This is a genomic window from Persicobacter diffluens (assembly GCF_036244895.1).
In the GTDB taxonomy this organism is placed as follows: domain Bacteria; phylum Bacteroidota; class Bacteroidia; order Cytophagales; family Cyclobacteriaceae; genus Persicobacter; species Persicobacter diffluens.
This window is the reverse complement of sequence record NZ_BQKE01000002.1, coordinates 248,030-270,945: the sequence shown is the minus strand read 5'-3', so window position 1 is coordinate 270,945 and position 22,916 is coordinate 248,030. Positions and strand designations below refer to the sequence as shown.

The 22,916-nt window shown below is 42.6% G+C and carries 15 protein-coding genes; 10 read left to right on the top strand and 5 right to left on the bottom strand.

From position 1 onward, the window contains the following. Window positions 1-150: 150 nt before the first annotated feature. The 5 genes from AAA970_RS15865 to AAA970_RS15850 all read left to right on the top strand — a co-directional run bounded on the left by AAA970_RS15865 (window position 151) and on the right by AAA970_RS15850 (window position 4,015). On the top strand, window positions 151-540 hold the full coding sequence (locus tag AAA970_RS15865) for a group III truncated hemoglobin (protein ID WP_338237874.1): 390 nt from the start codon (window positions 151-153) through the stop codon (window positions 538-540). Continuing rightward, complete coding sequence (locus AAA970_RS15860) at window positions 530-874, top strand: TfoX/Sxy family protein (protein ID WP_338237873.1); 345 nt, start codon at window positions 530-532, stop codon at window positions 872-874. Before AAA970_RS15865 ends, AAA970_RS15860 begins: the two co-directional genes overlap by 11 nt. A gap of 402 nt (window positions 875-1,276) precedes the next feature. Next, entirely contained in the window at window positions 1,277-1,483 is a 207-nt protein-coding gene (locus tag AAA970_RS27830; protein WP_420916729.1) for a YgaP family membrane protein, read from the top strand. A 692-nt stretch (window positions 1,484-2,175) separates the two neighbouring features. Next, window positions 2,176-2,538 (top strand): SnoaL-like domain-containing protein, encoded by a 363-nt coding sequence (locus AAA970_RS15855; RefSeq protein WP_338237872.1) that lies wholly within the window; start codon window positions 2,176-2,178, stop codon window positions 2,536-2,538. Window positions 2,539-3,229: 691 nt separating this feature from the next. Then, a complete protein-coding gene (locus AAA970_RS15850) occupies window positions 3,230-4,015 on the top strand; it encodes an SDR family NAD(P)-dependent oxidoreductase (RefSeq protein ID WP_338237871.1) in 786 nt (261 codons plus the stop codon). A 495-nt stretch (window positions 4,016-4,510) separates the two neighbouring features. Here AAA970_RS15850 and AAA970_RS15845 read toward each other — a convergent pair whose 3' ends face one another. Beyond that, entirely contained in the window at window positions 4,511-5,809 is a 1,299-nt protein-coding gene (locus AAA970_RS15845) for a hypothetical protein (RefSeq protein ID WP_338237870.1), read from the bottom strand. Between the two features lie 902 nt (window positions 5,810-6,711). Between AAA970_RS15845 and AAA970_RS15840 the strand changes: the two genes are divergently transcribed. Both AAA970_RS15840 and AAA970_RS15835 read left to right on the top strand, forming a co-directional pair. Continuing rightward, entirely contained in the window at window positions 6,712-8,904 is a 2,193-nt protein-coding gene (locus AAA970_RS15840) for a glycoside hydrolase family 3 C-terminal domain-containing protein (protein WP_338237869.1), read from the top strand. 203 nt (window positions 8,905-9,107) lie between these two features. Next, complete coding sequence (locus tag AAA970_RS15835) at window positions 9,108-10,400, top strand: glycoside hydrolase family 117 protein (RefSeq protein WP_338237868.1); 1,293 nt, start codon at window positions 9,108-9,110, stop codon at window positions 10,398-10,400. Between the two features lie 360 nt (window positions 10,401-10,760). On the opposite strand, the gene AAA970_RS15830 is transcribed toward AAA970_RS15835, so the two are convergent. Next, window positions 10,761-11,609 (bottom strand): AraC family transcriptional regulator, encoded by an 849-nt coding sequence (locus tag AAA970_RS15830; protein ID WP_338237867.1) that lies wholly within the window; start codon window positions 11,607-11,609, stop codon window positions 10,761-10,763. Between the two features lie 227 nt (window positions 11,610-11,836). Between AAA970_RS15830 and AAA970_RS15825 the strand changes: the two genes are divergently transcribed. Then, window positions 11,837-12,559 (top strand): DUF6920 family protein, encoded by a 723-nt coding sequence (locus tag AAA970_RS15825; RefSeq protein ID WP_338237866.1) that lies wholly within the window; start codon window positions 11,837-11,839, stop codon window positions 12,557-12,559. 357 nt (window positions 12,560-12,916) lie between these two features. On the opposite strand, the gene AAA970_RS15820 is transcribed toward AAA970_RS15825, so the two are convergent. Next, the gene (locus AAA970_RS15820; RefSeq protein ID WP_338237865.1) at window positions 12,917-14,485 is read right to left on the bottom strand and encodes a GAF domain-containing protein; all 1,569 of its coding nucleotides are present in this window, start codon (window positions 14,483-14,485) and stop codon (window positions 12,917-12,919) included. Window positions 14,486-14,823: 338 nt separating this feature from the next. Here AAA970_RS15820 and AAA970_RS15815 point away from each other — a divergent pair, with 338 nt between their 5' ends. Next, a complete protein-coding gene (locus AAA970_RS15815) occupies window positions 14,824-16,056 on the top strand; it encodes a pyridoxal phosphate-dependent decarboxylase family protein (RefSeq protein WP_338237864.1) in 1,233 nt (410 codons plus the stop codon). A gap of 115 nt (window positions 16,057-16,171) precedes the next feature. Here the strand turns inward: AAA970_RS15815 and AAA970_RS15810 are convergent, their stop codons facing one another. Next, window positions 16,172-17,620 carry a RagB/SusD family nutrient uptake outer membrane protein gene (locus AAA970_RS15810; RefSeq protein ID WP_338237863.1) on the bottom strand — a complete coding sequence of 483 codons (1,449 nt, stop codon included), beginning with the start codon at window positions 17,618-17,620 and terminating at the stop codon, window positions 16,172-16,174. Between the two features lie 10 nt (window positions 17,621-17,630). After that, complete coding sequence (locus AAA970_RS15805; protein ID WP_338237862.1) at window positions 17,631-20,708, bottom strand: SusC/RagA family TonB-linked outer membrane protein; 3,078 nt, start codon at window positions 20,706-20,708, stop codon at window positions 17,631-17,633. Between the two features lie 800 nt (window positions 20,709-21,508). On the opposite strand from AAA970_RS15805, the gene dinB reads away from it, so the two are divergent. Beyond that, window positions 21,509-22,663: a DNA polymerase IV gene (dinB, locus tag AAA970_RS15800; RefSeq protein WP_071932203.1), complete on the top strand. Its 1,155-nt coding sequence runs from the start codon at window positions 21,509-21,511 to the stop codon at window positions 22,661-22,663. The last annotated feature ends 253 nt before the right edge of the window (window positions 22,664-22,916 follow it).

Below are 22,916 nucleotides of genomic sequence, written 5' to 3'. Positions count from 1 at the left end.
ATAAGAATTATACCTTCAAATTACACACAGAAACATGATAGGCTCTTATCAATATTACGGGTCAAACACACACAATTACCACAGAAAATATTTGAAAGGGGAACTAAAGTTCCCCTTTTTTATTTGACCATAATTGATTTTCTTTATTAGATGGAGAAGCCTAAAACAGACCTTTCAGGACGAGAAGATATTGAACAGCTCATGGCTTATTTCTATGGCTTAGTTTTCAAGGACCCTCAGATTGGCCCATTTTTCACCGAACATAGAAAAGTAAAACTAGAAGAACACCTGCCACGCATTAGTGATTTTTGGGAAAGCATTTTATTTCCTCCAGCGGCCTACCGTGGGAATCCGGTAAAAGTTCATTTAGAAATCGACGCCGTTCATAAACTTGAAAAAAATCATTTTGATACCTGGCTAAAACTTTTTCTACAGGCGGTAGACACTCATTTCACCGGCAATAAGGCCGAACTATTAAAACAAAGAGCTCAATCAATAGCCACCATTATGCAAATCAAAATTCATCAAAATGGCGTATGACGAATATTTAGCAGACCGACTGCGACAAAAAATCAATCAGCTCCGAATTTCCGCCCAGGAAAAAAAAATGATGGGAGGACTTTGCTTTTTAGTGGAGGACAAAATGTGCTTTGGCATCGTGAAAAACGACTTGATGGCCAGAATAGGACCCGATGACTATGAAAAGGCGCTTCAAAAACCTGGCATTCGTCCTATGGATTTCACTAAGAAGCCCCTGAAAGGCTATGTATTCGTATCCCCACTGGCCATTGACCAGGAGGAAGATTTGGAATACTGGATTCAAAAATGTTTAGAATTTAATCCTAAGGCCAAATCGAGCAAAAAAAAGCAATAGCGAAACTGAAAGCCCGGGAATGATGCAAGCCTGACCTTAAACCAGAACAAGTTGAAGTGATTTTATAGAAAGGATAAATAATAGCGATCTTATAATATTTAAAACAGTTTTGTGGAACTGCCTTAACAAGAATTTTTCACCGCTAGATTTAAGAATTCAACAATACTGACTTACTATCAATACATTATACTTGAATTGGCTGTTTTTTTTATAGCACAAATTTGGATAAGCTTGCCATTTCCTCATTCACCTGCTGCCTGGGAAAAAAATCGAAATAGGAATAATTCCTTCATTTTTCCCGCCTTGGAGCTAAAGAAGGATTTAAGCTGAGATAATCCGGCTTAATAATTAAATTTTTAATTTAAAAATAGTCTAAGCGATCCAAACCCGTAAATTGCCATCATGAATAAGGAGAATATTGGAAAAATTGATAAAATCATCCGAGGGATCATCGCCACCATTGGCGTTTTCTTATTTTTTTTCAATGTATTTGGAGAAAAAAGTGCTCTACTTCCGGTAATTTCCGGCTGCCTCGTTTTGAACATTTATACAGGAAAATGCTACGTTTACGCGCTTTTAGGGTTAAACACCTGTGAGCATTCCTCCTGAAACGGTAATCAGAATACAAATTCAGATTATTAGAAAGTGATAATGGATATTAGCGCGCTTTTAAAAACACACTATCCGGATGCAATTTTTAACTTTTTAACATCCTCTTATCTTAAAAGGGCGGCCATAAAAAAACCCCGACGGATTACGTCAGGGTCTCACACACTTACTTAAATTACCACATGAAACACTTTGGGATGGCTCCCAAAACATTTTCTAGGCTATTTCAAAGATAGCACTTTTTTTAGAAAAAGGAGGGGATTCAATATATTAATTTAACATTAACAAAATGAGCTTAGCAATCCCCCTGCATCACCCTTAAATGAAACATACCATCCAATTTCATAGGTAAAATTAGTCTCAGGGTGATTTTGTATTAATATTAGGTAGTTAAATTTCAGTAGTATTTACATCGTATATTTTCAGCAATGCATCTTACTATTGACCAACCCCCCTACCTGTGGACTGTTTTAACCAAAAAAAATGAAACTATCCTACAGCTCATTCCTCGAAATGCTGCCTTACCAACCCTAACGATTGCCAGATGGATGGAAAAACATGACGTTATAATTTATGAATGTTTCCGAGCGGATCTTCTCCAACTATGTCCCCTGGAAGATTGGAATTAAGCAAGATTAACTTTATTCGGGCTTTGACTGTTTTACGGTTAAATTCAACCAAAAACAAAGAAAATGAGTAATCTTGAAAATGCACAAAGCCTCTATTCCCTCATGGGAGAAGGGAAAATGATGGAGGCCTTCGAAAAGTTTTATGCGGAGGATTGTGAAATTATTGAGGCCAATGGGGAAACACGAAAAGGAAAAGACGAACAAAGAGCAGCATTAATCGACTGGGAAACCAATATGGTCAAGGAAATGCACGGTGGGGGTGTGGGCGCCATCACTGCAGATGAAAAAAACAACATCACCATGGTAGAGTCTTGGGTAGACATCACCAACCCGCAGGGACAACGCTTCAAGATGGAAGAGGTTGCGGTTCAGAAATGGCAAAACGGCCAAATTATACAAGAACGCTTTTATTACAATATGCCCTGAGTTCAATGATTAAGCGCGCATTTAAAAGCCAAAATTCGCAGCGAAAATTTGATTATTGCTGAAGTCACAAAGGATTATTTTGAGCAAACCGTATCGTAATTGTTGAAAAATTACCCAAAATTGTTACCAATAATTGGAATTTATAGCCGGCTAATGTGCATTTAAACATGCTCTTAAACTGAGCGGCTCTTTAACTATGACAAAGGAAAGCATTTTTCTGCATATCGATTTTCATATGACACCGCCAATCAAGCATAAAAGGCAGCGCCAAATTTGCTTTCCCTTGCCCTTTTACCAATACAGTTTATTTCTATTTCTAAATCTCTATACCCCCACAAATTGATCTTGCCTAATTTTCGACCTCATAAGGTTTAAGCAAAATTAAACCCCGACAAACTCATAGCCACCCAACAACCCTATTATCTTCAGATAACGAGAGCATAGCATCATTATTTTTGAGATATAATCCAAAAGCGCTTCCAATAATTCGAATTTGCAGCGGAATGGTCTGCTTTTAAACTTGCTCTAATAAACACCCGAATGCCCGCCGGCGTATTCCAATCATTCGATTTTATTTCATCCAATTTTTCTGTATTTTCTACTTCCCGGAACAATCCCTAATAAGTGTTGTCCATTCCCCATTCCGTGTCATTTAATTTGTAAAGAAAATCAGTAATTGAAAATAAAAAAGATGAAAAACGTAGCGCTAATCACCGGAGCCTCCTCCGGCATAGGAAAAGAATTCGCCCGCATCCATGCTGAAAAAGGAAATGACTTAATCCTGCTTGCCAGAAGCAAGGATAAGCTTGAAGCTTTGGCCCATGAACTCAAAAATCAATTTGAAACGGAGGTTATCGTTATTCAAAAAGACCTGACACTAGCCAATGCAGCACAGGAAGTCTTTGACGAAATTCAGCAGGCCAATATTCAAATCACCTATCTGATTAACAATGCCGGATTTGGAGGAAGAGGCTATTTTCACGAACGAAAGTGGGAGGAAGATTTAGCTATGATTAATTTGAATATCATTGCGCTTACGGCCCTGAGCAGATTTTTTCTCCCGGAATTTGTAAAAAGAAATGAGGGCAAAATATTGAATGTTTCTTCTACAGCCAGTTTAATGGCCGGTCCGTTACAGGCCGTTTATTTCGCTACCAAAGCTTACGTCACCTCTTTCAGTAATGCGCTGGCCGGAGAATTGGAGGGAACGAAGGTGACCGTCACCGCATTATTACCAGGCGCCACCGAAACGGAATTTGCCAAAACGAGCGGAATGGATAAGACCACTTTGTTTAATCAAACCGCCAGTGCAAGGTCCGTAGCGGAAGATGGTTATAATGCCATGATGGCTGGCAAGTTAGAAGTACTCTCCGGACTTACTACTATGCAAAAAATAATGATGGCAAGTATCCCGATCACCCCAAAAAAGACCCTGCTGAAAACCATAAAAAAAATGCAGGAAGTCCCGTCATCATGATTTTGCCTGTTTTAAATACCACTGGCTTCGATTGATTTGGTGAAATTCCGATAAAATTCCACTAATTAAGAGGGAATTTCTCAACAATAGCGATGCTACTCTCACAAAAAATCGGGCATCGCTCATTTTCGTTGCGAATTTTGACTTTTAAACACATTCTAAGAAGGCTGCATTCGCCAGATAATGCTTCCCTTCTGTAATAGGAGAATTTTGGGCCCGATATTTCGTTTTTTAACTCACCCTAAACCGGATTACTAAAGATTAAATCCACGATTAGCGGCAAAGGAAAAAACAACGGAATTGATTCCCATTTCGAGTTTTTTCCAACGAAACAGATGAATGAATAGAAAGCTGGCTTACCCCAATTGGAACTATTAAAATTCGGCAAAATCAACCTCAGGGAGCTAATACATGAGCCCTTGGCGAGTCTTACTAAATCCAGCGGTGGATAATTCGGGTCAGAACGCCAAGACTCTCCTGCTTTCCGGTAGCTTCTTATTGAATATAGGTAGCCTGATAATTTTCTAAAGTGGTCAGTACCTGCACTTTCACCGCCTTATCCGCTTTCGAAAACTCCACTTTATCCATTACCGCCGCCGGATCGTAGTTTTCTATTACCGGATGAGCCAGTTCTTTCAGAATAAAAGCTTTCACACTGTCCTCCTGACTGCCAAAGACTAATAAAAATTCCTCAGTTTGTTGATACAGTAAATCAAGCATCAATTCATTTCCGACCAGTCTGACCTCCTCCATATTTCGCAAATGAAAAAAAGCGTTCATAAATGCCGACAATGCCTCTGTAGAAAGTGAGTCTTCCCTTAATAATCGGCGATTTATGAGGGCAAAGATGGTATCCTGCTCAGAGAAGACCATCGCTGAACTTGCCTGAAAATCTGCCGGAACAAAAATGGAAGAAGAAGCCATTTGATATTTTTCTCCGTCAAAAACAAGCGGAAAATCACTGCAAACATCCGATTCCGAAATACATCCACTACCCAATAAAACAGGTTTTCCGCGAACAATTAAAGGGGTGACGACCACATCGGAAATGACCCAATCTAAAGCTTGCACATGGGCTTTGTCCGGCATGCCCAATTTCCAGTAGTACAACTGACTGTGATCCTGCCCCGAAGAATCCGAATAGGCATAAAAAGATAAACAAGTGGAATCGGGTAACAAGCCAAACTGAAGGGAGCCAATACCCATTTTTGCCTGCTCCAGTTGAAGAAGCTTCCATTCTCGCTTCACTTCCTTGTCCAGAGGAATATGACGTTGATTTTCCGGGAAATATTGCCCTTTAAACTTCATCACATAAAGGGCAGAATCCATCAGGGGGAGGTCCGGAAATAAAGCTATAAAACCAGACTCAAGAAGATCCTCAAAATATATAAATTTTTCAGGGCGCTGATCTTCCCCTAATTTCCCATTTTCACCAAAAACAAAAAGCGAATCCACCCATTCCACCGTCAGGAAATCCAACACCTGCTCTTGCTTCAGGCTCCAATATTGCGCATTATCCTTCTCCAACAAAAGGGTATCCTTCAGCTGAGTAGCGACCTCTTCTTCCGATAAAGGCAAGCCCTTCTTTAGGCCAACAAAAGTCCCCTTCTGTCCATTAAAAGGAGTTGAAAAAACCGATTGCAATAATACTTCCTGATCAGAATGATTCGTTTCATAATCAGCATAAACTGGGAAATTTACCTTTTCCTTGCCTTTCGAAATCTCCTCCCCTCCTTTCTTTTCGGCACAAGCCCCCAATAGCAGCAATAAAAAAATAATAGGGTTGTATTTCATCTTATCTGAAATTGTTCTGAACAGAAGATAGTCAAATTATTGGCATTCCCTGAAAACTCTTTCCTCAAATCTTTTAAAAAAATCGGGATCCACGGCATGGTAGATTCCTTTACGCTTCCAAGCGTGGACAAATGATTTCGATTATCATCTCAAAAAATAAAAATCACCTCAAGCTTCGTGAACTAACTCCCTTTGATTGTGTTGACCTGAATGTAGCGCTGCTGGATTTAAGCAACCCACACCAGACACATTTCCCACCCATTATGCGCGCTTTCCTAATTTTTTAAGCCCCCCTATTTTCACAAGCTTGCCTTCTCCTCATTTATCTCCTTTGTTGGAAAAAACCCGACACAAGAAAAATACCCCCATTTTTCGCGCATGGCAGCTAAAGGCGAATTGAAACCTGCATAATTCAGACTAGGTAAAAATGAATATTTGGAAGCCAAAAAGATAAATCGACAATAGCCATCAATCCTGCTTGCTACCTCATCTCCCCTGCATGTGATCCAGAACCTTGGGTAATTAGCTTGAATAGGAGTAAATTCAAATAAATACTGGAAAACTTGGGGATTTAAACTTGAATTCACCCCCATTCCGAAGGCACCTTTACCCCCCTTTATTTCCTCCAACTAAAGAATAAATAGTCAAAAATCAACCCATTAGACTGCCCTAATCATAAAACCGCTAAAAAATCAATCAACCAGACGAAGGATTTAGTTTCGCAAATTAAATATCAAGTTTTTCTCAATCGCTGAATAGTTATTGCATAAGAATACAACGTACAAAAAAGCCGCGAACCCAATACTTTTATGAGTAAGTAATAGGCAAAAAAGGGGGCGTGAAGATGGTTCGACTTTTTGCCCGTTTCGAGTAGAAAGTTTGATATTTAATATAGCATTTTTATGAAGTTCCGTTCTCAATTTTTTGGCGGTCTATTCTTGTTTTTATTTCATTACGGAAATGCACAGGAAGTAGATTATTCTTTCCAAAACCCCTATCTATCTGAAGACGTTCGGGCTGAAGTCTTGGTAAAACAACTGACCACTGAAGAGAAAATTGGCCAGCTGCTTGCCGACGCCCCGGCGATTGAACGCCTCAATATTCCTGCTTACAACTGGTGGAATGAAGCCCTGCATGGTATTGCCAGAAATGGAAAAGCGACCATTTTCCCACAAGGAATAGCCATGGCCGCTACTTTTGACCCGGAACTTATCCATCAGGTGGCCAGTGCTATTTCCGATGAGGCCCGGGCCAAATTCACCATATCCCAGGAAATGGGCAATTATTCAAAATATGCAGGACTCACCTTTTGGACTCCAAACGTGAACATTTTCAGAGATCCACGCTGGGGGCGTGGGCAGGAAACCTATGGGGAAGATCCCTATCTTACCTCCCGTATTGGGGTGGCTTTTGTGAATGGATTACAGGGCAACGACCCCAAAAGATTAAAAACTGCTGCCTGCGCCAAGCACTTTGCGGTACACTCAGGGCCAGAGTCCATGCGTCATGTGTTCGATGCCCGTGCCTCCCAAAAAGATTTACACGAAACCTACCTTCCTGCTTTTGAAAGATTAGTCAAAGAAGCCAAAGTAGAAGGCGTAATGGCAGCCTACAATGCCATTGATGGTATTCCGGCCGCTGCGAACAAAGCGTATTTGCAGGGGTTTTTGAAAGATCAATGGCAGTTTAACGGCTATATCACTTCTGACTGCGGCGCCATCAGTGGCATTACTCATAAATTAAAATATGTCCCTACGCCAGCGGAAGCGGCTGCAGTAGCCTTAAAGGCAGGCACAAATCTAAATTGCGGGGCAACCTATAAACATTTATCAAAAGCACTGGAAAAAGGATTAATTGATGAGCAATTAATCGATCAGCGATTAATACAGCTAATGAAAACCAGAATTCGATTAGGACTAATGGATGAAAATCACAATCATCCCTATGACTTAATCGGCCCAGAGCATATTCATAGCGAAGCCCATGTTGCCCTGGCCAGAGAAGTGGCCCAAAAGAGTATTGTATTGTTAAAAAATAAAAATCAGGTATTACCACTCCCAAAAGATATCCGCGTACCTTATGTCACCGGTCCCTTTGCCAATTCTGCTGATATGTTGATGGGGAATTATTATGGCATTAGCCCTAATTTAGTCACTATTTTAGAAGGCATAGCAGATAAAGTAAGCTTAGGAACTTCGCTAAATTACCGAAGCGGCGCCCTTCCATTTCAAAAAAACATCAACCCTAAAAACTGGGCACCAAATGTAGCCGGAGAGTCTGACGTAACCATTTGTGTGGTCGGAATAACCGCGGATATGGAAGGAGAAGAGGTGGATGCCATTGCTTCTGATTATATCGGAGATCGCAAAGATTTGAAGCTCCCTCAAAATCAGATTGATTATGTAAAACAAATTGCCGAAAAGAAAAAAGGGCCATTGGTATTACTTATTGCCAGCGGAAGCCCGGTTTCTCTGGAAGGAATAGAAGCCCATTGTGATGCTATTCTACAAATTTGGTATCCGGGAGAACAGGGAGGAAATGCGGTGGCCGATGTACTTTTTGGTGATGTAGCTCCATCTGGCAAACTCCCCATAACCTTTCCTAAAAATATTGAACAGTTGCCTCCATATGAGGATTACAGCATGGCGGGCCGCACCTACAAATTCATGAAAGAAGAGCCGGCCTATCCATTTGGCTTTGGTTTGAGTTATACTTCCTTCCAATATGAAGAGATAAAAATTTCCAGGGACAAATTAAAATCTAAACAATCCGTTTCTTTAGAAGTCAAGGTGAAAAACACCGGCACCATGGCTGCGGAAGATGTCGCCCAGCTGTACCTGGTACCACAGGAAAGAGAGGAGAACACCGCGATGTATGTGCTAAAAAATTTCCAGCGGATCCACTTAAAAGCGGGAGAAGCAACCACTGTGAAATTTGAAATGCCGGCAGAAGATTTCAGGATGATCAATGAGGAGGGTGAAAGCGTTTGGCAAAAAGGGAAATACAAACTAATGGTGGCCAATGCCCTTCCTAGTGAATTAAGTCAAAAATTGGGAGCTGCCACCCCTGTAGAAGCAATCATCACCCTTCATTAAAACCAAGGCAGAGGAAACCATAAAAAGTGTTTGAAAATGCATTTTTTGCCCTGCTGGTGCTCCACGCTGAATATCAGGACAAAAGCAACTCAGTTCAAATAATAATGAGCAACAGAATATACAAGGGTTAAAAATTAAATATTTTTAACCCCTGTTTTTTATTGTAACAATCTGCTAATTGCTTTCAAAATAACTCTAATACCATGATTTTTAAACTTTCATATTATCCGGCATTTTTTGCACTCTGCCTGATGTTTGCCTGTAATCCACAAACAGTGCAAAACGCAGAGCACTCGCATTTCCCCTTTGTTCTTCCTAAAGAAAAACCTCAGATCAAATTAAGCGCTGCCATGGAGCGAAATTATGATCGCTATATGGCCCCACGACCTGAGGACAATGAGCTGTACACCCAATTCAAATACACCAAACTAGAAGGTTTTGATTATAATGGCGGAGATGGTACCATTTCCCGTCGAGATCCATCCAAAGTGATTTTTGCCAATGGCAAATACTACGTTTGGTATACTTATCGAAATACGCCAACTCCTCCAAAAGGAGCCAAAAACTGCAACGATACTATTCCATCTGCGGACTGGGATTTGGCTGAAATCTGGTATGCAACCTCTGAAGATGGCTTCAAATGGGAGGAGCAAGGGCCTGCTCTGAAAAGACCAGAAAAACCTAATCCGGGCTGGAGATCTATTTCTACTTGTGACATTTTGGAGTGGAAAGGAAAATATTACATCTATTACCAAGCCTTCATGGAAGCAAGTGGGAAAAGAGGGGATGATTGCCCGGTGGCCATCGCCTATGCTGATTCTCCTGACGGCCCCTGGACACATGCCAATAAAGTGGTTATTCCCAATGGACCTGAAGGCGCCTGGGATCAATTTTCTATTCATGATCCCTACCCGATTGTACGCGATGGAAAGATCTATTTGTATTATAAATCAGATGCTGATGGCGATCCTATTTTGGTGCGCATGCAGGGCTTAGCGATCGCAGATGATCCAATGGGACCTTTTGTGAAACACCCACAAAACCCGGTCATTACCTCCGGACATGAAACCACCCTTTTCCCTTTCAAAGAAGGAATGGCCGCGATGGTGATTAAAGATGGGAATGAGCACTTCACTATGCAATATGCACCGGATGGCGTAAATTTCGATATCGCTTCCATCTGTAGTCTGATGCCGACCGCCGCCGGTCCTTATGTACCGGATGCCTTCACCGACACCAAATACGGACGAGGTATTACCTGGGGGATTTCCCACCTGACCAATGCCACAACCTGGTCGCAGAACCATGCCATTTTATTAAGATTTGATTGTGACCTGAGCCTGGATGTAAATGATCCGGAAATGAAGCGCCACAACTCCTACTATAAACCGGAATTCTATTACAAGCATGGATTAACCAAAGCACAAAGAGCACGAATTCAGGAAGAAAATCAGGCTGTTCATCAACAAGGCAAGCTTAATGCTGAAGTAAAATAGAAGCCTACTAAAACCATAGAGCGTGTTTAAAACACAAAATTCGTAGCGAAAATTTGATTATTGCAGAAGCGATACCCGATTATTTTGAGAGAATAGCAGCGCTATTGTTGAAAAATCATCCAAAATCGCTTCCAATAATTCGAATTTACAGCTGGATGGTACGCTTTTAAACACGCACTAAATACTCCCTAAAAAAAATTGATAAATAAGAAGTGATATTGCTTTTATTTTTCTGCCGTAATTTTGGCCTCAAAATAAGCATAGTTCACTCTTATATAAACAAATATTCATAAGGAAATTTGGTTTTTAAACACGCTCTTCAAAAAATACCAAAAGCCGCTGGAATTCCAGCGGCTTTTCCTATTCTATTGGAATAAAAATCTCTACTTTTCTTTTCTCAGGCACCACCCGTCTGGGGTCACTCACATAGCGATCGAAACAAGGCTCCTCTCTCAAATTCAATCCACTCTTTGGCAACCATTCACCAAAGATAAACTGATAGGCATAACCCAAATTCTGATAATCTCCTTGAAAGCGAAATCGCATAAATTCCCCCTCAGGAAGCATTTTCAATTTTATTTCACCCGTAGCGTTGGCTTCTTTGTGAATAATTAAACCCACCTCTGCCCGAATTTCAGCAGCCGGCGTAATATCAGGATTATCGAAATTCTGACAAATAGATTGTATCCCCTTAGTAAAAAGTTTCTGGGCACCTATTTGCCCCCAAAGTTGCTCAAAGGCGCCCCCATAATCCAGCGCTCCATAAGCTCCTTTTAAGGGGATATACATCAATCTTCTTTCTTCCAAATGGACTTTGGTTGGACGTTTGGTGATGCTCCATGGTCCGAAATCAGGCTTTTCATTTTTCATAACATGATCTAATTTTAATACACGAAATTCCGAAGGAGATACACGATATAGCTTCTTAAAGGCTTTATTAAAGGCTGCAGCATCCGAATACCCCAACTCCCAGGCTAATTCAGAGACCGGTACTTCTGAAGAGCTCAATAGTTGTGCAGCTCGCTGCATGCGGACTTGATGGACATATTTCCCTATCGGCATTCCTAAATGTGCCTGCATAATCCGGTGAAAATGAAAAGGCGAAAAAGCGGCAACCTCCGCCAATTGTTCTATGGTTAATTTTTCATCCAAATGGCGATGAATAAAGTGCACCACTTTCGCTATTCTATTTTCGTAATATTCCTCCATATCCTGCCTAAGTAATTGCTAAATTTCGCTTTAAATATAGAAGCATTTCCGCTTTTAATGTCGCGAATCTCTCTTCTTATGATACAAAGTAAAGGAGTAAGCACCCAATTTGCTTGTCCATTCTTGCGAAGCGGCACCAAAGTAAAAAAATCAGATTATTAACTGATAAATATTCTTTTACATGTAGAAAGAATAACTTAAATACCAAAACCACCAATACAGTTAATATGTGTCCCCCCAATACCATATTACCTCAACCCACCGAATTTACCGGTCTGCAGTCCTTGCCGTTCGCCGTAAGTCAATGGCTTCATCAGGCCATGCCGGACATCAATCGCCCCATACAATCCATCAAAATGCGTCAGCAGCTGAAGATGATGTTGCATCCCGGACAAAAAAAATGGGACGATGCGCATGCGTATTATGCTGCCCAAACCCATCCCCCCGCCTTTAACTGGCGAGCCGAGCTCAGGCTATTTTCCATCCTGAAAATAACTACTCTAAACCATTTCGAAAACGGAAGGGGAAATGCACGGCTATATTGCAGCCCGGGGCTGTGTATGGAAAATGAGAAAGGGCGGAAAATTGACGAAAGTAGCATGCAACGCTTTTTAGGGGAAATGGTCTGGTACCCTTCTTTTGCCTGCAGCCCCTGGGTGCAATGGGAAGAATTAAGCTATAAAGTCGCACGCGCCTATTTTGAATACGGAGGACTGCAGGTTTACGGAGATTTCTATTTTTCTGATAATTGGTTACCGGAAAAATTTATTACCCGAAGGTATTATGGTAAAAGTAATGAAAAGCGCAGTCTGTGGATGACCAAACTTCACCACTATCAAAAACACCAGGGCGTACTCATTCCGGAAGGAGTCAAGGTTTACTGGGATCTGGGAGATGAGCTATGGTACTGGCTCAAAATCAAACCAGAAGAGATTGAGTATCAGTTCTAAATAAAATCGAAATATCCCTGCTACCATAGTAAACAACAGCAGGTTAGGGATAAACAGCGGCCGATTGCATTCCCGAATAGCTTACCGGAACCCATCAATGAGCGGGATGCTACCATTTCAGGGAATCTGCCCAGCACAAAAATACAGCATGACTGCTTCGGGAAAGCAGTTATCTGTTTTATTTTGGCGGGAAGCTCGATTGTTGAAAACTTCAGGATTGAAGCTAACTTTAAAGCCTGTTTAAAAACCAAAATTCGCCGTGAAAATTTGAAGTATTGAAAGTGATTTTGGATAATATACAAAGCCCTCCGAAAAGGAGGGCTTTAATCATTAAATAGGTCGATTTGGATGTAAAAATTATTCCATGACAGGAGCCCTTTCCGTCGCCTGAAGCTGTTGTTCCAGCTCTTCAATCCGTCTGCTCATGCCTTCCTGTGTGGCCAGCAGTTCTTCAGAATTCTGTCTTAACTCCTCCTCTTGCGCTCTTAACTGTTCCGTCAATAGCTGTGATTCCTTTAGAATTTTTTGAGTACGTTCATTGGTTCGGGCTGTACTTATAGCCGAGGCCATCGACTCACAAATGCGAGCAATGAAGGACCGTTGCGCCTCCGTCAACGGAGTGAAAGTCGCCAACTCCAGAATTCCCTCCACCCGATCATTAAAAATCATGGGTTGTAATAAAATATTAGAAGGGGACGCATCACCCAGGCCACTGGTAATTTTCAAATAATTTTGCGGAATCTCTGAAAGGAAAATGGGTGCCTGTTCTAAATAACATTGTCCCACTAATCCGTTGCCGGGATACACTTCCTTCTCTACATATTTCTTTCGATCAAAAGCATAGGCGGCTCTTAATTTCAGGTATTCAATATCTCCCTTCTCATTCTCTTCTGCCACAAATACAAAAGCCTGATTCGCCCCAATATATTTACATAAAGCTCTTACAAATTCATCCGCCAATAAATCAATATTTTTATTAAGCTCACGGATAAGACTTTCAAATTTGGCTACTCCTTCCGTCTGCCAGTTCCGGATCTGCTCCTCCGCCGCTACCCTTTTCAGACTGTCCCGCATGGCAATCAGAGATTCGCCCATTTCACCTTTATCTTCAAAAACGGAAATCTTCGTGGTAAAATTTCTTTCCCCTACCTCCAAAGCAAATTCCTTCACCTGTCTTAAATTGGTATTCAATACATTTACCGCTCTGACGATAGTATCCAGTTCATTGCCATGTTCTTTTAAAGGTTTCGGTAAATTCCCTTTGCTCAGGGACACAATTTCAGTTTCCAAGGCGTGTAAATAACGAACAATCCTCTTAGATAATTGCCAGACAAAAAGGAAAATAACCGATAAAAAAATAACCAGTGAAGCGATCATCCCGATCTGGAATCGACCAAAACCTGCAAATATTTTACTCTGTCTTGAGCCATATACTTCCCAATTCTTGCCGGAAAGGTCATTGATATGATTCCCAAACTGATTCATTTTGGGCACCACCTGTTCTTCGATGAAGTTGGGATCTCGAAGTTCAGCTCCTTTTAACACCACTTCGTTGAGCGCTTTGAAATCACGCTGAATACTCAGAACGATCGGATCAAACTGAGGATCCAGACCAAGGGTTCGTTTCTCTTCAAAGCCCTTAATATGCCCCTCTATAGAATACAAGCGGTCTTTAATGACTTGTATTTTTTCGGCATCATCTTTTACTGAAAGCCCATAAAGTAAATTAACCACCTCCATGGCATCGGATTTAACGACCTTTGCCGTATATTCTATGGGTTCTCCAAAAGCAACATAACGATCATTGGAGTCCATCACATCCCCTAAATACCAAAAAGCCCCCAACAATATGGTAACTCCAAATATAAGAATCACAATATTCAATTGAATGAATGCACTTTTCAGACTTCTCTTTTGCAGATCCATAAAAAAATTAAATGGTTAATGACTGATATTATCCCGCAATAATAATTATTAAATAATTCTTTGAATTCGCTTAACTGAGCGATTTACAAACAAATAAGCCGCAAACGTTTGCTAATCGACAAAAAGCAGGAAATCAGCCTCTACATTTAAGGAATACGCAATTTTCATTTAACAAAATGAATTAACATTTTTGTCATTAAACATATTAACCATTTATGAGTTTTAAATTAATTTCATGATAAATATCCTATAATTTCTACCCATTATTTATATAAGAGACAAGGTTCTGAGAATTTGTTTATCTTTGCCAGCATAATCAAAAATCAGAGGCAAAAAAAATGAATATCTGGAGCAAAAAGTCGGAAGAGGAAATAAAAGAAAAAGTTTTTTCCGCTTTAAAGAGAAATATCAATTACCTGGACGCCAACATCCTGGGTGTACCAGGATCTTATCTCGATGAAAAAGTCTTTTTTCACAATGCTTCTTTTCTGAAAGACGCTCCATTTTTAAGCACGATGCTGCACAACCCAAACCATATTGGTTGTCATACCACCGGTGCTTCAGAATCCTTTTTTGCCGGCACGCATGAAATTGAGCGGGAACTGATTGAAATTTGCGCCGTGGATATTTTGAAGGGCGCCCCTAACAGCATTGATGGTTATGTTGCCTCAGGCGGAACAGAAGCCAATATGCAGGCCATCTGGATTTACCGCAATCAATTCATGAAGGAATTTGGGGCGCAAAGAGAGGAGATGGTCATCATCACTTCTCAGGACAACCACTACTCCATGGATAAGGCAGGAAATGTTCTGGCCATTGATGTGGCAAAGGTGGCTGTAGATGAAAATAATCGTGCTATCGACCAGGAGAAAATCCAGGATTGTATTACAGCGCAAAAAGCAAAAGGGAAAAAATACTTCATCATTGTCGCCAATATGATGACCACCATGTTTGGCTCGGTGGATTCGGTGGATGATTATGTTGCCGTACTAAAGGCAAATGAGGTGCAATATCGCATCCATATTGATGGAGCCTATGGGGGTTTCTACTTCCCTTTTTCTGAGGAAAATTTCCAAATGGGCTTTAACCATCCTGAAATTTCATCCGTGACTTTGGACGCCCACAAAATGGCCCAGGCGCCATACGGCACCGGTATTTTCCTGGCCAGAAAAGGCCTGATGCAGTACGCCACCACCATGGAAGCCAGCTATGTGGAAGGAGAAGACTGTACCCTGATCGGCAGCCGCTCCGGAGCTAATGCCATTTCGGTTTGGATGATTCTTTCTAAATACGGCCCTTATGGCTGGTATGAGAAAATCTATATTTTACAGAAAAGAACAGAGTGGTTTTGTGAGCAATTAGCCGCTATGGGCGTGGAGTATTTTCGCCATCCGAAATCCAATCTGGTAACCATGCGCGCGAAACATTTGAATGAAGAAATTGCCCAAAAATATGGCCTGGTGCCCGACAATCATCACGAAGCCAAATGGTTTAAAGTCGTGATTATGGAGCATGTCACGGTGGAGCGTTTGATGCCGCTGGTGGAAGATTTGAAAGTATTTAATGCCTGATTTTCGGGAACCTTTTGATAGTCATGGACTATCCCTAGGGTTATGAACAAGTTGTAAACAGCAAAAAAGGCTGATGCACCCTGCACCAGCCTTTTTTATGGTTTAACCCGAAGTATTAATAACCCGGGTTTTGTTCAATTGCACCGTTAGACAGAATAACATCCTTATTCGGGATAGGACGTAATTCATGCGTACCCGCCACAAATCCTCTGTCTTTCAAAACCGTAGCCGCTCTTCCTGTACGAACCAAATCCCAGAAACGAAGTCCTTCACCGGCCAGCTCAATGCGTCTTTCAAAATAAATGGCGTTCAACAAAGCTTCTCCAGTTGCAGTAACATCCGGCAGCAGGCTATCATCGCCTCCTCTTGCGCGCTCACGGATCATATTCACATACTCCTGTGCCAAACCTTCATTCCCTAAATGATATTGTGCCTCGGCATACATCAGGTAAATATCTGCCAGGCGAACCAGGCGGGTGTTATTCGCTCCGTGACTGGGACCGTTTGATGGCCATGGGTAATCTGAATACGGTGCGCAGGAATATTTTCTAAAATATAAATCCGTACCATAATCCGTATTTTCATGATGATAAACGGTCAGCTCCTTGCGAGGGTCTCCCTCCTCATAAGCAGCGACCAAACCTTCATCCACCTGACAAAAACCCGTCCCCCTAATAGCTCTGGGCATAAAACATACCCCTGTCCAGGAACCCGGATTTCCTCGTCCCCAGCCTTTGATGGAGTTTTCATTATAATTTACCTCAAAAATGGATTCAGAACAGTGCTCTCCTGCCTGTTGGAAAATAAGCCCGTAGTCCGCCACTAACTCATATTCTCCCAGCGCAAAAATATTCTCGGCATATTTAGATGCTGCCGACCAGTTTTTCTCCATCACATTCAACTTCATCAGATAAGCCAGTGCCGCACCCTTGGTCGCTCTTCCTAGTTCTGTGGAAGCGGAGTATTCCGATTTTTTAGGCAAACGATCCACCGCCATGGTAAGGTCATCTTCTATGAGCTGGATGATTTCGGCCCTGCTGGAACGGGACTGATTAAATTCATCCGGCCTTAATACCCGGTCCACTTTAATGACGCCACCAAACTGCACCAGTAATTCAAAATAATAATAACCTCTGAGGAAGTAAGCTTCCCCGACTATGCGGTTCCGAAGGTTTTCATCCATATCAATTCCAGGCACATTTTCAATCACCTTATTGGCCCGGAAAATGCCCTGATAAGCATCCTTCCAGCGATCTGCCAAAATACTATTGGAAGAGGTAATTCTAAACTGGGCGAATTCGGTCAGACCGGTCTGGTCACCGGCATGTCCGCCTCCCTTGAAAGTATCATCGGAAGAACAATCCAGTGCGGCCATATTGGAATTAAAGGCATCCTGCATCCAGGACATGGGAGAATAAGCGGCATTTATTGCTAAGACCGCATCTTCCTCTGTTTTATAAAATTCGTCCTCCAGGGCTACTCCCCATGGTTTTTGATCCAACTCCCCAAAACACCCCTGCAGGCAAAAAGCCACTACTGATATATAAAAAATGATCTTTTTCATGATTCAAAAATTAAAAAGTAACATCCAGTCCTAATGAGAAAATTCTTGGCTGAGGGTACATTCCCCGGTCAATACCAAAAGCCAATTTATCCGGCCACTCTTGCCCTACTTCCGGATCCATACCTGTATACTTCGTAAAGGTCAGCAAGTTCTGGCCACTCAGGTAGACTCTTAGGTTTTGCATTTTCAACCGACTGGCAATAACAGACGGCAGGGAATACCCAATTTCAAGATTTTTCAAACGCAGATAAGCGCCATCCTCCAGATAATAATCTGAAGCCCATAAGTTATTCTCCGCATCACGTTCCGTTAGGCGGGGCACCGTATTGGAAGAACCCGGTCCATCCCATGCATTCAGCATTCGCTTATGGTTATTAAATACACCTGCCCGGTCGGTATAATATCGCATTCCATTAAATACCTGATTCCCCTGTACCCCCTGGAAGAAGGCAGAAAAATCAAAATGACCATAATTCAAACTCAGGGTAAAGCCATAAGTAAAGTCCGGCAGTGGGGATCCCACATAAGTTCTGTCATCTTCATTGATCACGCCATCACCATTAACATCCACAAAGCGGATATCTCCGGGTTTGGCATCCGGCTGTGAGCTGTTCGCTACTTCTTCCGACGTCTGGAAGATGCCGTCCGTTTTCCATAGGAAAAACTCTCCGATCTGACGGCCTTCAGATGTACGGCTCAACAGCGGGAAGCTTCTGAATTTCCCTTCATCCACGAATCCGTTCTCTGTTCCCCAGTCCAGCATCTCATTTCTGATAAAAGAGATGTTTCCGTCAATCCCATAAGAAAATTTATCATTTACCTGCTTGCGGTGAGATGCCGTAAATTCCCATCCGCGGTTTTTCAGGTGTCCTCCATTCACCCATGGAGCCTGCTGAATGCCGGAGTAATCAGGAATAGGTAACCGCAATAACATATCCGTGGTATTTTTCACAAAATACTCTGCATTGAAGGTGATCATATCATTGAAAAAGCCCATTTCTATTCCCACATTGGTGGTGGTAGCGGTTTCCCACTTCAGGTCCTCGTTACCAATCATCAATGGTGTCGCCCCGATGTTCAGGTGATTATCCGTACCAAAGAAATAATATTGCCCGCCGCTTATCAGACTGTAGTACATATAATCATCAAAACTCTGGCTTCCGATTTCACCATAACCTCCGGTGAGCTTGGCTCTGGTCACCACATCATTCTCCGGCCAGAAGGCCTCCTTGTGCAAATTCCAACCTAAGGCCAGCGAAGGAAAATATCCCCACCGGTTACCGGGACCAAAACGCGAAGAAGCATCCGAACGGAAATTCGCCGTCACCAAATAGCGGTCGTCATAGTTATAATTAACACGACCAAAGAAGGATACCAGGGCACTGGCCGTAAGATTATCAGTCACTGCAGAAGTACCAATATTCCCTCCTCCAAAACTGGGTTTACTGATATTTCCCGGAATATCCATAATACTACTCTGTATCAGGTGGTAAGAATTGGTCTGAACTTCCTGTCCCACCATGGCAGTCAGATGGTGTTTATTAAAGCTACGCATATAGGTCAGGGTATTCGACCAGGTATGGTTGATGGTATTTGCCCGATTCTTACTCAAACTTGACGTTTTTTCAAACTGCAAAGGCGAAACCACATACTCCGGAACAAAAACCTCATTTTCCTGAAAGCGGGCGACCAGACCGTAATTGGAGCGGAAAGTTAAATGCTTATTGATATTCCAGTCTGCGAAGAAATTCCCCTGAACCCCAAAAACGGTGGTTGTATTGTTATTGTAATCCACCCGGGCTACCGGATTTCCATAGTTACCCCCCAATTTGGTATAACCATAAGGGCTGTCCGGATTAGTCGGATCATAGACCGGTGTTATCGGATCATGTCCGATCGCATTGGTCAGAATTTTCTGGTTGGCCACATTCTCCCCCCATTCCGGAATGGTATTTTTAGTGCTGTGACTGATATTAATATTATGACCTACTTTCACATCCTTATGGATCTGATAGGAATTATTCAAACGGAAGGTTAATCTGGAAAAATCCGATCCGTTCATAATTCCATCCTGCCCCATCGCATTAATGGCCATATAATATGTATTTTTCTCATTCCCGCCAGAAACGGATACCTGATTATTATGAATTAGCGCATCGCGAGTAACGGCTCTTTGCCAATCCGTCCCCTGACCCAAAGCTGCCGGATTGGCTAATTCCGGCATAGGACTCCAGTCTTCGCCTGGATAATAGAACTGATCATTTGCCCGGGCCTTATTCCTGATAGTGGCATATTCTTCTGCCGATACTAAATCCAGATAATTAGATGCTGACTGCACACCTACTCTTCCGGAATAATTCACCGTGGTTTTTCCCTTTTTTCCGGATTTGGTCTGAATCAATACCACCCCGTGCGCACCCCGCGATCCGTAAATCGCGGTAGCGGAAGCGTCTTTCAAAATTTCCATCGTTTCCACGTCCTGCATATTCAAAGAGGAAATATCCCCCAGCGGAACCCCATCCACCACATAAAGCGGACTGGAATTATTTACCGAACCGATTCCCCGGATTCTCACCATAGTATTGCTGCCCGGAGAACCTGAATTCGACATCACCGATACCCCGGCTGCCCTTCCCTGCAGAGCCTGATCAATATTCGGGCTTAAGGACTGTTGCAGCTCTTTAGCATCTACAGAAGCCACAGAACCCGTCACATCCGATTTCCGCTGAATACCGTAACCCACCACTACAAACTCCTCCAGATTCACCACATCTTCCTGCATGGTCACATTAATGGTGGTTTGATTACCCACTCTGATTTCCTCGGTATTCATCCCGACGAAAGTAAACTGTAAGACATCCTCCGGTCCGTTTACTCGAAGTGCATAGGCGCCGCTAAAATCACTGATGGTTCCTGTTGAGCTACCTTTTATTACCACTGAAACACCCGGCAGTGGCTCTCCATCTGAAGCGGTCACTGTTCCTTTAATTTCTACTTGTGCGTAAACTGCTTGTGTGGAAAGCAGAAATGCAATGAGTACGCCCATAAATAGCTTACTGCATTTAATAGGGGATAAAAATAAACGCATAAAAAATAGTTTGAATTAAAAAATTTTGATGTTTCAATCTAACGGATTCTCCATACTCACATCTAAAAAAAATCCCCCAAAACCAGTGGTGTAAAAATCATGTCAAAATCACGAACATAATTTAAAGGGGTAAAAATTATATTTTACCACTTCTCTCTTTTTATGAACAAAACAGGAGCGACAACAGATTGACTCCAGTAAAAGACTAAATTACAGCGCATTACAAAATCCAAAGCTCTTTCGGCACAGGAAAAAATATTTGCCAGCCATGCCGATCAGATATACCTCAGCAAGGCTTTTCATTTTTGGATTTTAAATTCAATCGAATAATTAAGACTTCAGGGTTTTTCAAAATAAAAATTTCACCACCCCTTCAACACCACAAAACCCCTCCTTTTTACACATCCCTTCCACCCTTTTAAATACAACATCAAATAGACAAATCAGATACATAAAAATTATTCAAAAAGCGCAATTTAATATCAACAAATTTAACAACTGAATAATGCCTATTTTTAATCTTAACTTAACACCCTATGCGGTATTATTTAAATGGATCACTATTTGTTCCAAAAGCCCTTTCTGCCGCAGCCCGTCACTTTTCATTGATTTCCATTTTCATAGGTCGAAATTTACGACAGGTATTTTTCACAAATCACACCAAAACACTTCTTTTTCCGCAACGAAAGCCCTTACATTTGTGTTATAAATACGACGAGAGGATGTCGACTATACCGTCATATTGAATAGTAAGGAAAAGGAAAGGATTGCAAAACGAGTTTTTGTTTAGACAAGAAGTGATGATGAATTCAATATTACATATGGACCTGGACAGCTTTTTTGTTTCCGTGGAACGACTCAAAAACAGCCAGCTGAACAACCTGCCGCTGATTATCGGCGGAAAATCCAACAGAGGAGTGGTCTCCTCCTGCAGCTACGAAGCCCGTGCATTCGGCGTCAAATCCGCCATGCCCATGCGAATGGCCAAAATGCTTTGCCCCCACGCCGTCGTACTTTCCGGCGATATGGAAAGCTACAGCCAGCATTCGCACCTGGTGACCGAAATTATCCGGGACAATGTACCGCTTTTCGAAAAAGCCTCCATCGATGAATTCTACGTCGATCTCACCGGCATGGATCGCTTCTATGGCTGCCACAAATGGGCCATCGAGCTGCGTCAGAAAATCATGCAGGAAAGCGGACTGCCTATCTCCTTCGGGCTTTCCGTCAATAAACTCATCGCCAAAATGGGCACCAACGAAGGCAAGCCCAATGGCGCCATCCGCGTGCCACAGGGCGAAGAAAAAGCCTTCATCTCCCCGCTGAATGTGGGCAAAATTCCCATGGTCGGCCAGAAAACCTACCAGACGCTCTCCGCCATGGGCGTACGCACCATCAACACCCTGCAACAAATTCCCGTGCCCTTGCTGGAGCGCGAATTCGGTCGCAGCGGGCGTGTATTGCACGAAAAATCCCACGCCATCGATCGTAGCGAAGTCATTCCCTACAGTGAGCAAAAGTCCGCCTCCAAAGAGCGTACCTTCCAGCAGGACACCATCGATGTGGACTATCTGCGCGCCAAGCTCGTCAGCATGACCGAAGACCTCGCCTACGACCTGCGCAAGCAGCAAAAACTCACCGCCTGCGTCACGGTCAAAATCCGCTATTCGGACTTCAACACCGTCAGCCGGCAAATGCGCATCCCCTACACCTCCCACGAGGACACGCTGATCCGCACCGCCAAAGGCATCTTCGAACAACTCTACGACCGTCGCGTGCTCGTCCGGCTAATCGGCATCCGCTTCAGCCACCTCGTACGGGGCAACTTCCAGATCGACCTCTTCGAAGACAACACCAAAACCCTCAAACTCCATCAGGCCAAAGACCTCCTGCGCAACAAATACGGCGAGCAGGTCGTCCGACGGGCCGTCAGCATGAGTAAGCCAAGGATGTAAAGATGCGATCAGTAAAAACACAAAGCTTGCGTCTCTGCCACACCCTCGGTAAAAACGCAAGCAGTAAAGACGCAAAGCTTGCGTCTCTGCCAAAGGCAATGCCGCGTCTCACCCCAACACAAGCGTCATCAGACTGCCGACAGTCGCTATACCGCAACGGTCCCTATAGAGACGCAAGCAGTAAAGACGCAAAGCTTGCGTCTCTGCCAAAGGCAAGGCCGCATCTCACCCCAACACAAGCCTCATCAGACTG

Coding starts and splice junctions, on each gene's coding strand:
- AAA970_RS15865 (WP_338237874.1), top strand. CDS start 151: ATGGAGAAGCCTAAAACAGACCTTTCAGGACGAGAAGATATTGAACAG.
- AAA970_RS15860 (WP_338237873.1), top strand. CDS start 530: ATGGCGTATGACGAATATTTAGCAGACCGACTGCGACAAAAAATCAAT.
- AAA970_RS27830 (WP_420916729.1), top strand. CDS start 1,277: ATGAATAAGGAGAATATTGGAAAAATTGATAAAATCATCCGAGGGATC.
- AAA970_RS15855 (WP_338237872.1), top strand. CDS start 2,176: ATGAGTAATCTTGAAAATGCACAAAGCCTCTATTCCCTCATGGGAGAA.
- AAA970_RS15850 (WP_338237871.1), top strand. CDS start 3,230: ATGAAAAACGTAGCGCTAATCACCGGAGCCTCCTCCGGCATAGGAAAA.
- AAA970_RS15845 (WP_338237870.1), bottom strand. CDS start 5,809: ATGAAATACAACCCTATTATTTTTTTATTGCTGCTATTGGGGGCTTGT.
- AAA970_RS15840 (WP_338237869.1), top strand. CDS start 6,712: ATGAAGTTCCGTTCTCAATTTTTTGGCGGTCTATTCTTGTTTTTATTT.
- AAA970_RS15835 (WP_338237868.1), top strand. CDS start 9,108: ATGATTTTTAAACTTTCATATTATCCGGCATTTTTTGCACTCTGCCTG.
- AAA970_RS15830 (WP_338237867.1), bottom strand. CDS start 11,609: ATGGAGGAATATTACGAAAATAGAATAGCGAAAGTGGTGCACTTTATT.
- AAA970_RS15825 (WP_338237866.1), top strand. CDS start 11,837: ATGTGTCCCCCCAATACCATATTACCTCAACCCACCGAATTTACCGGT.
- AAA970_RS15820 (WP_338237865.1), bottom strand. CDS start 14,485: ATGGATCTGCAAAAGAGAAGTCTGAAAAGTGCATTCATTCAATTGAAT.
- AAA970_RS15815 (WP_338237864.1), top strand. CDS start 14,824: ATGAATATCTGGAGCAAAAAGTCGGAAGAGGAAATAAAAGAAAAAGTT.
- AAA970_RS15810 (WP_338237863.1), bottom strand. CDS start 17,620: ATGAAAAAGATCATTTTTTATATATCAGTAGTGGCTTTTTGCCTGCAG.
- AAA970_RS15805 (WP_338237862.1), bottom strand. CDS start 20,708: ATGCGTTTATTTTTATCCCCTATTAAATGCAGTAAGCTATTTATGGGC.
- dinB (WP_071932203.1), top strand. CDS start 21,509: ATGATGAATTCAATATTACATATGGACCTGGACAGCTTTTTTGTTTCC.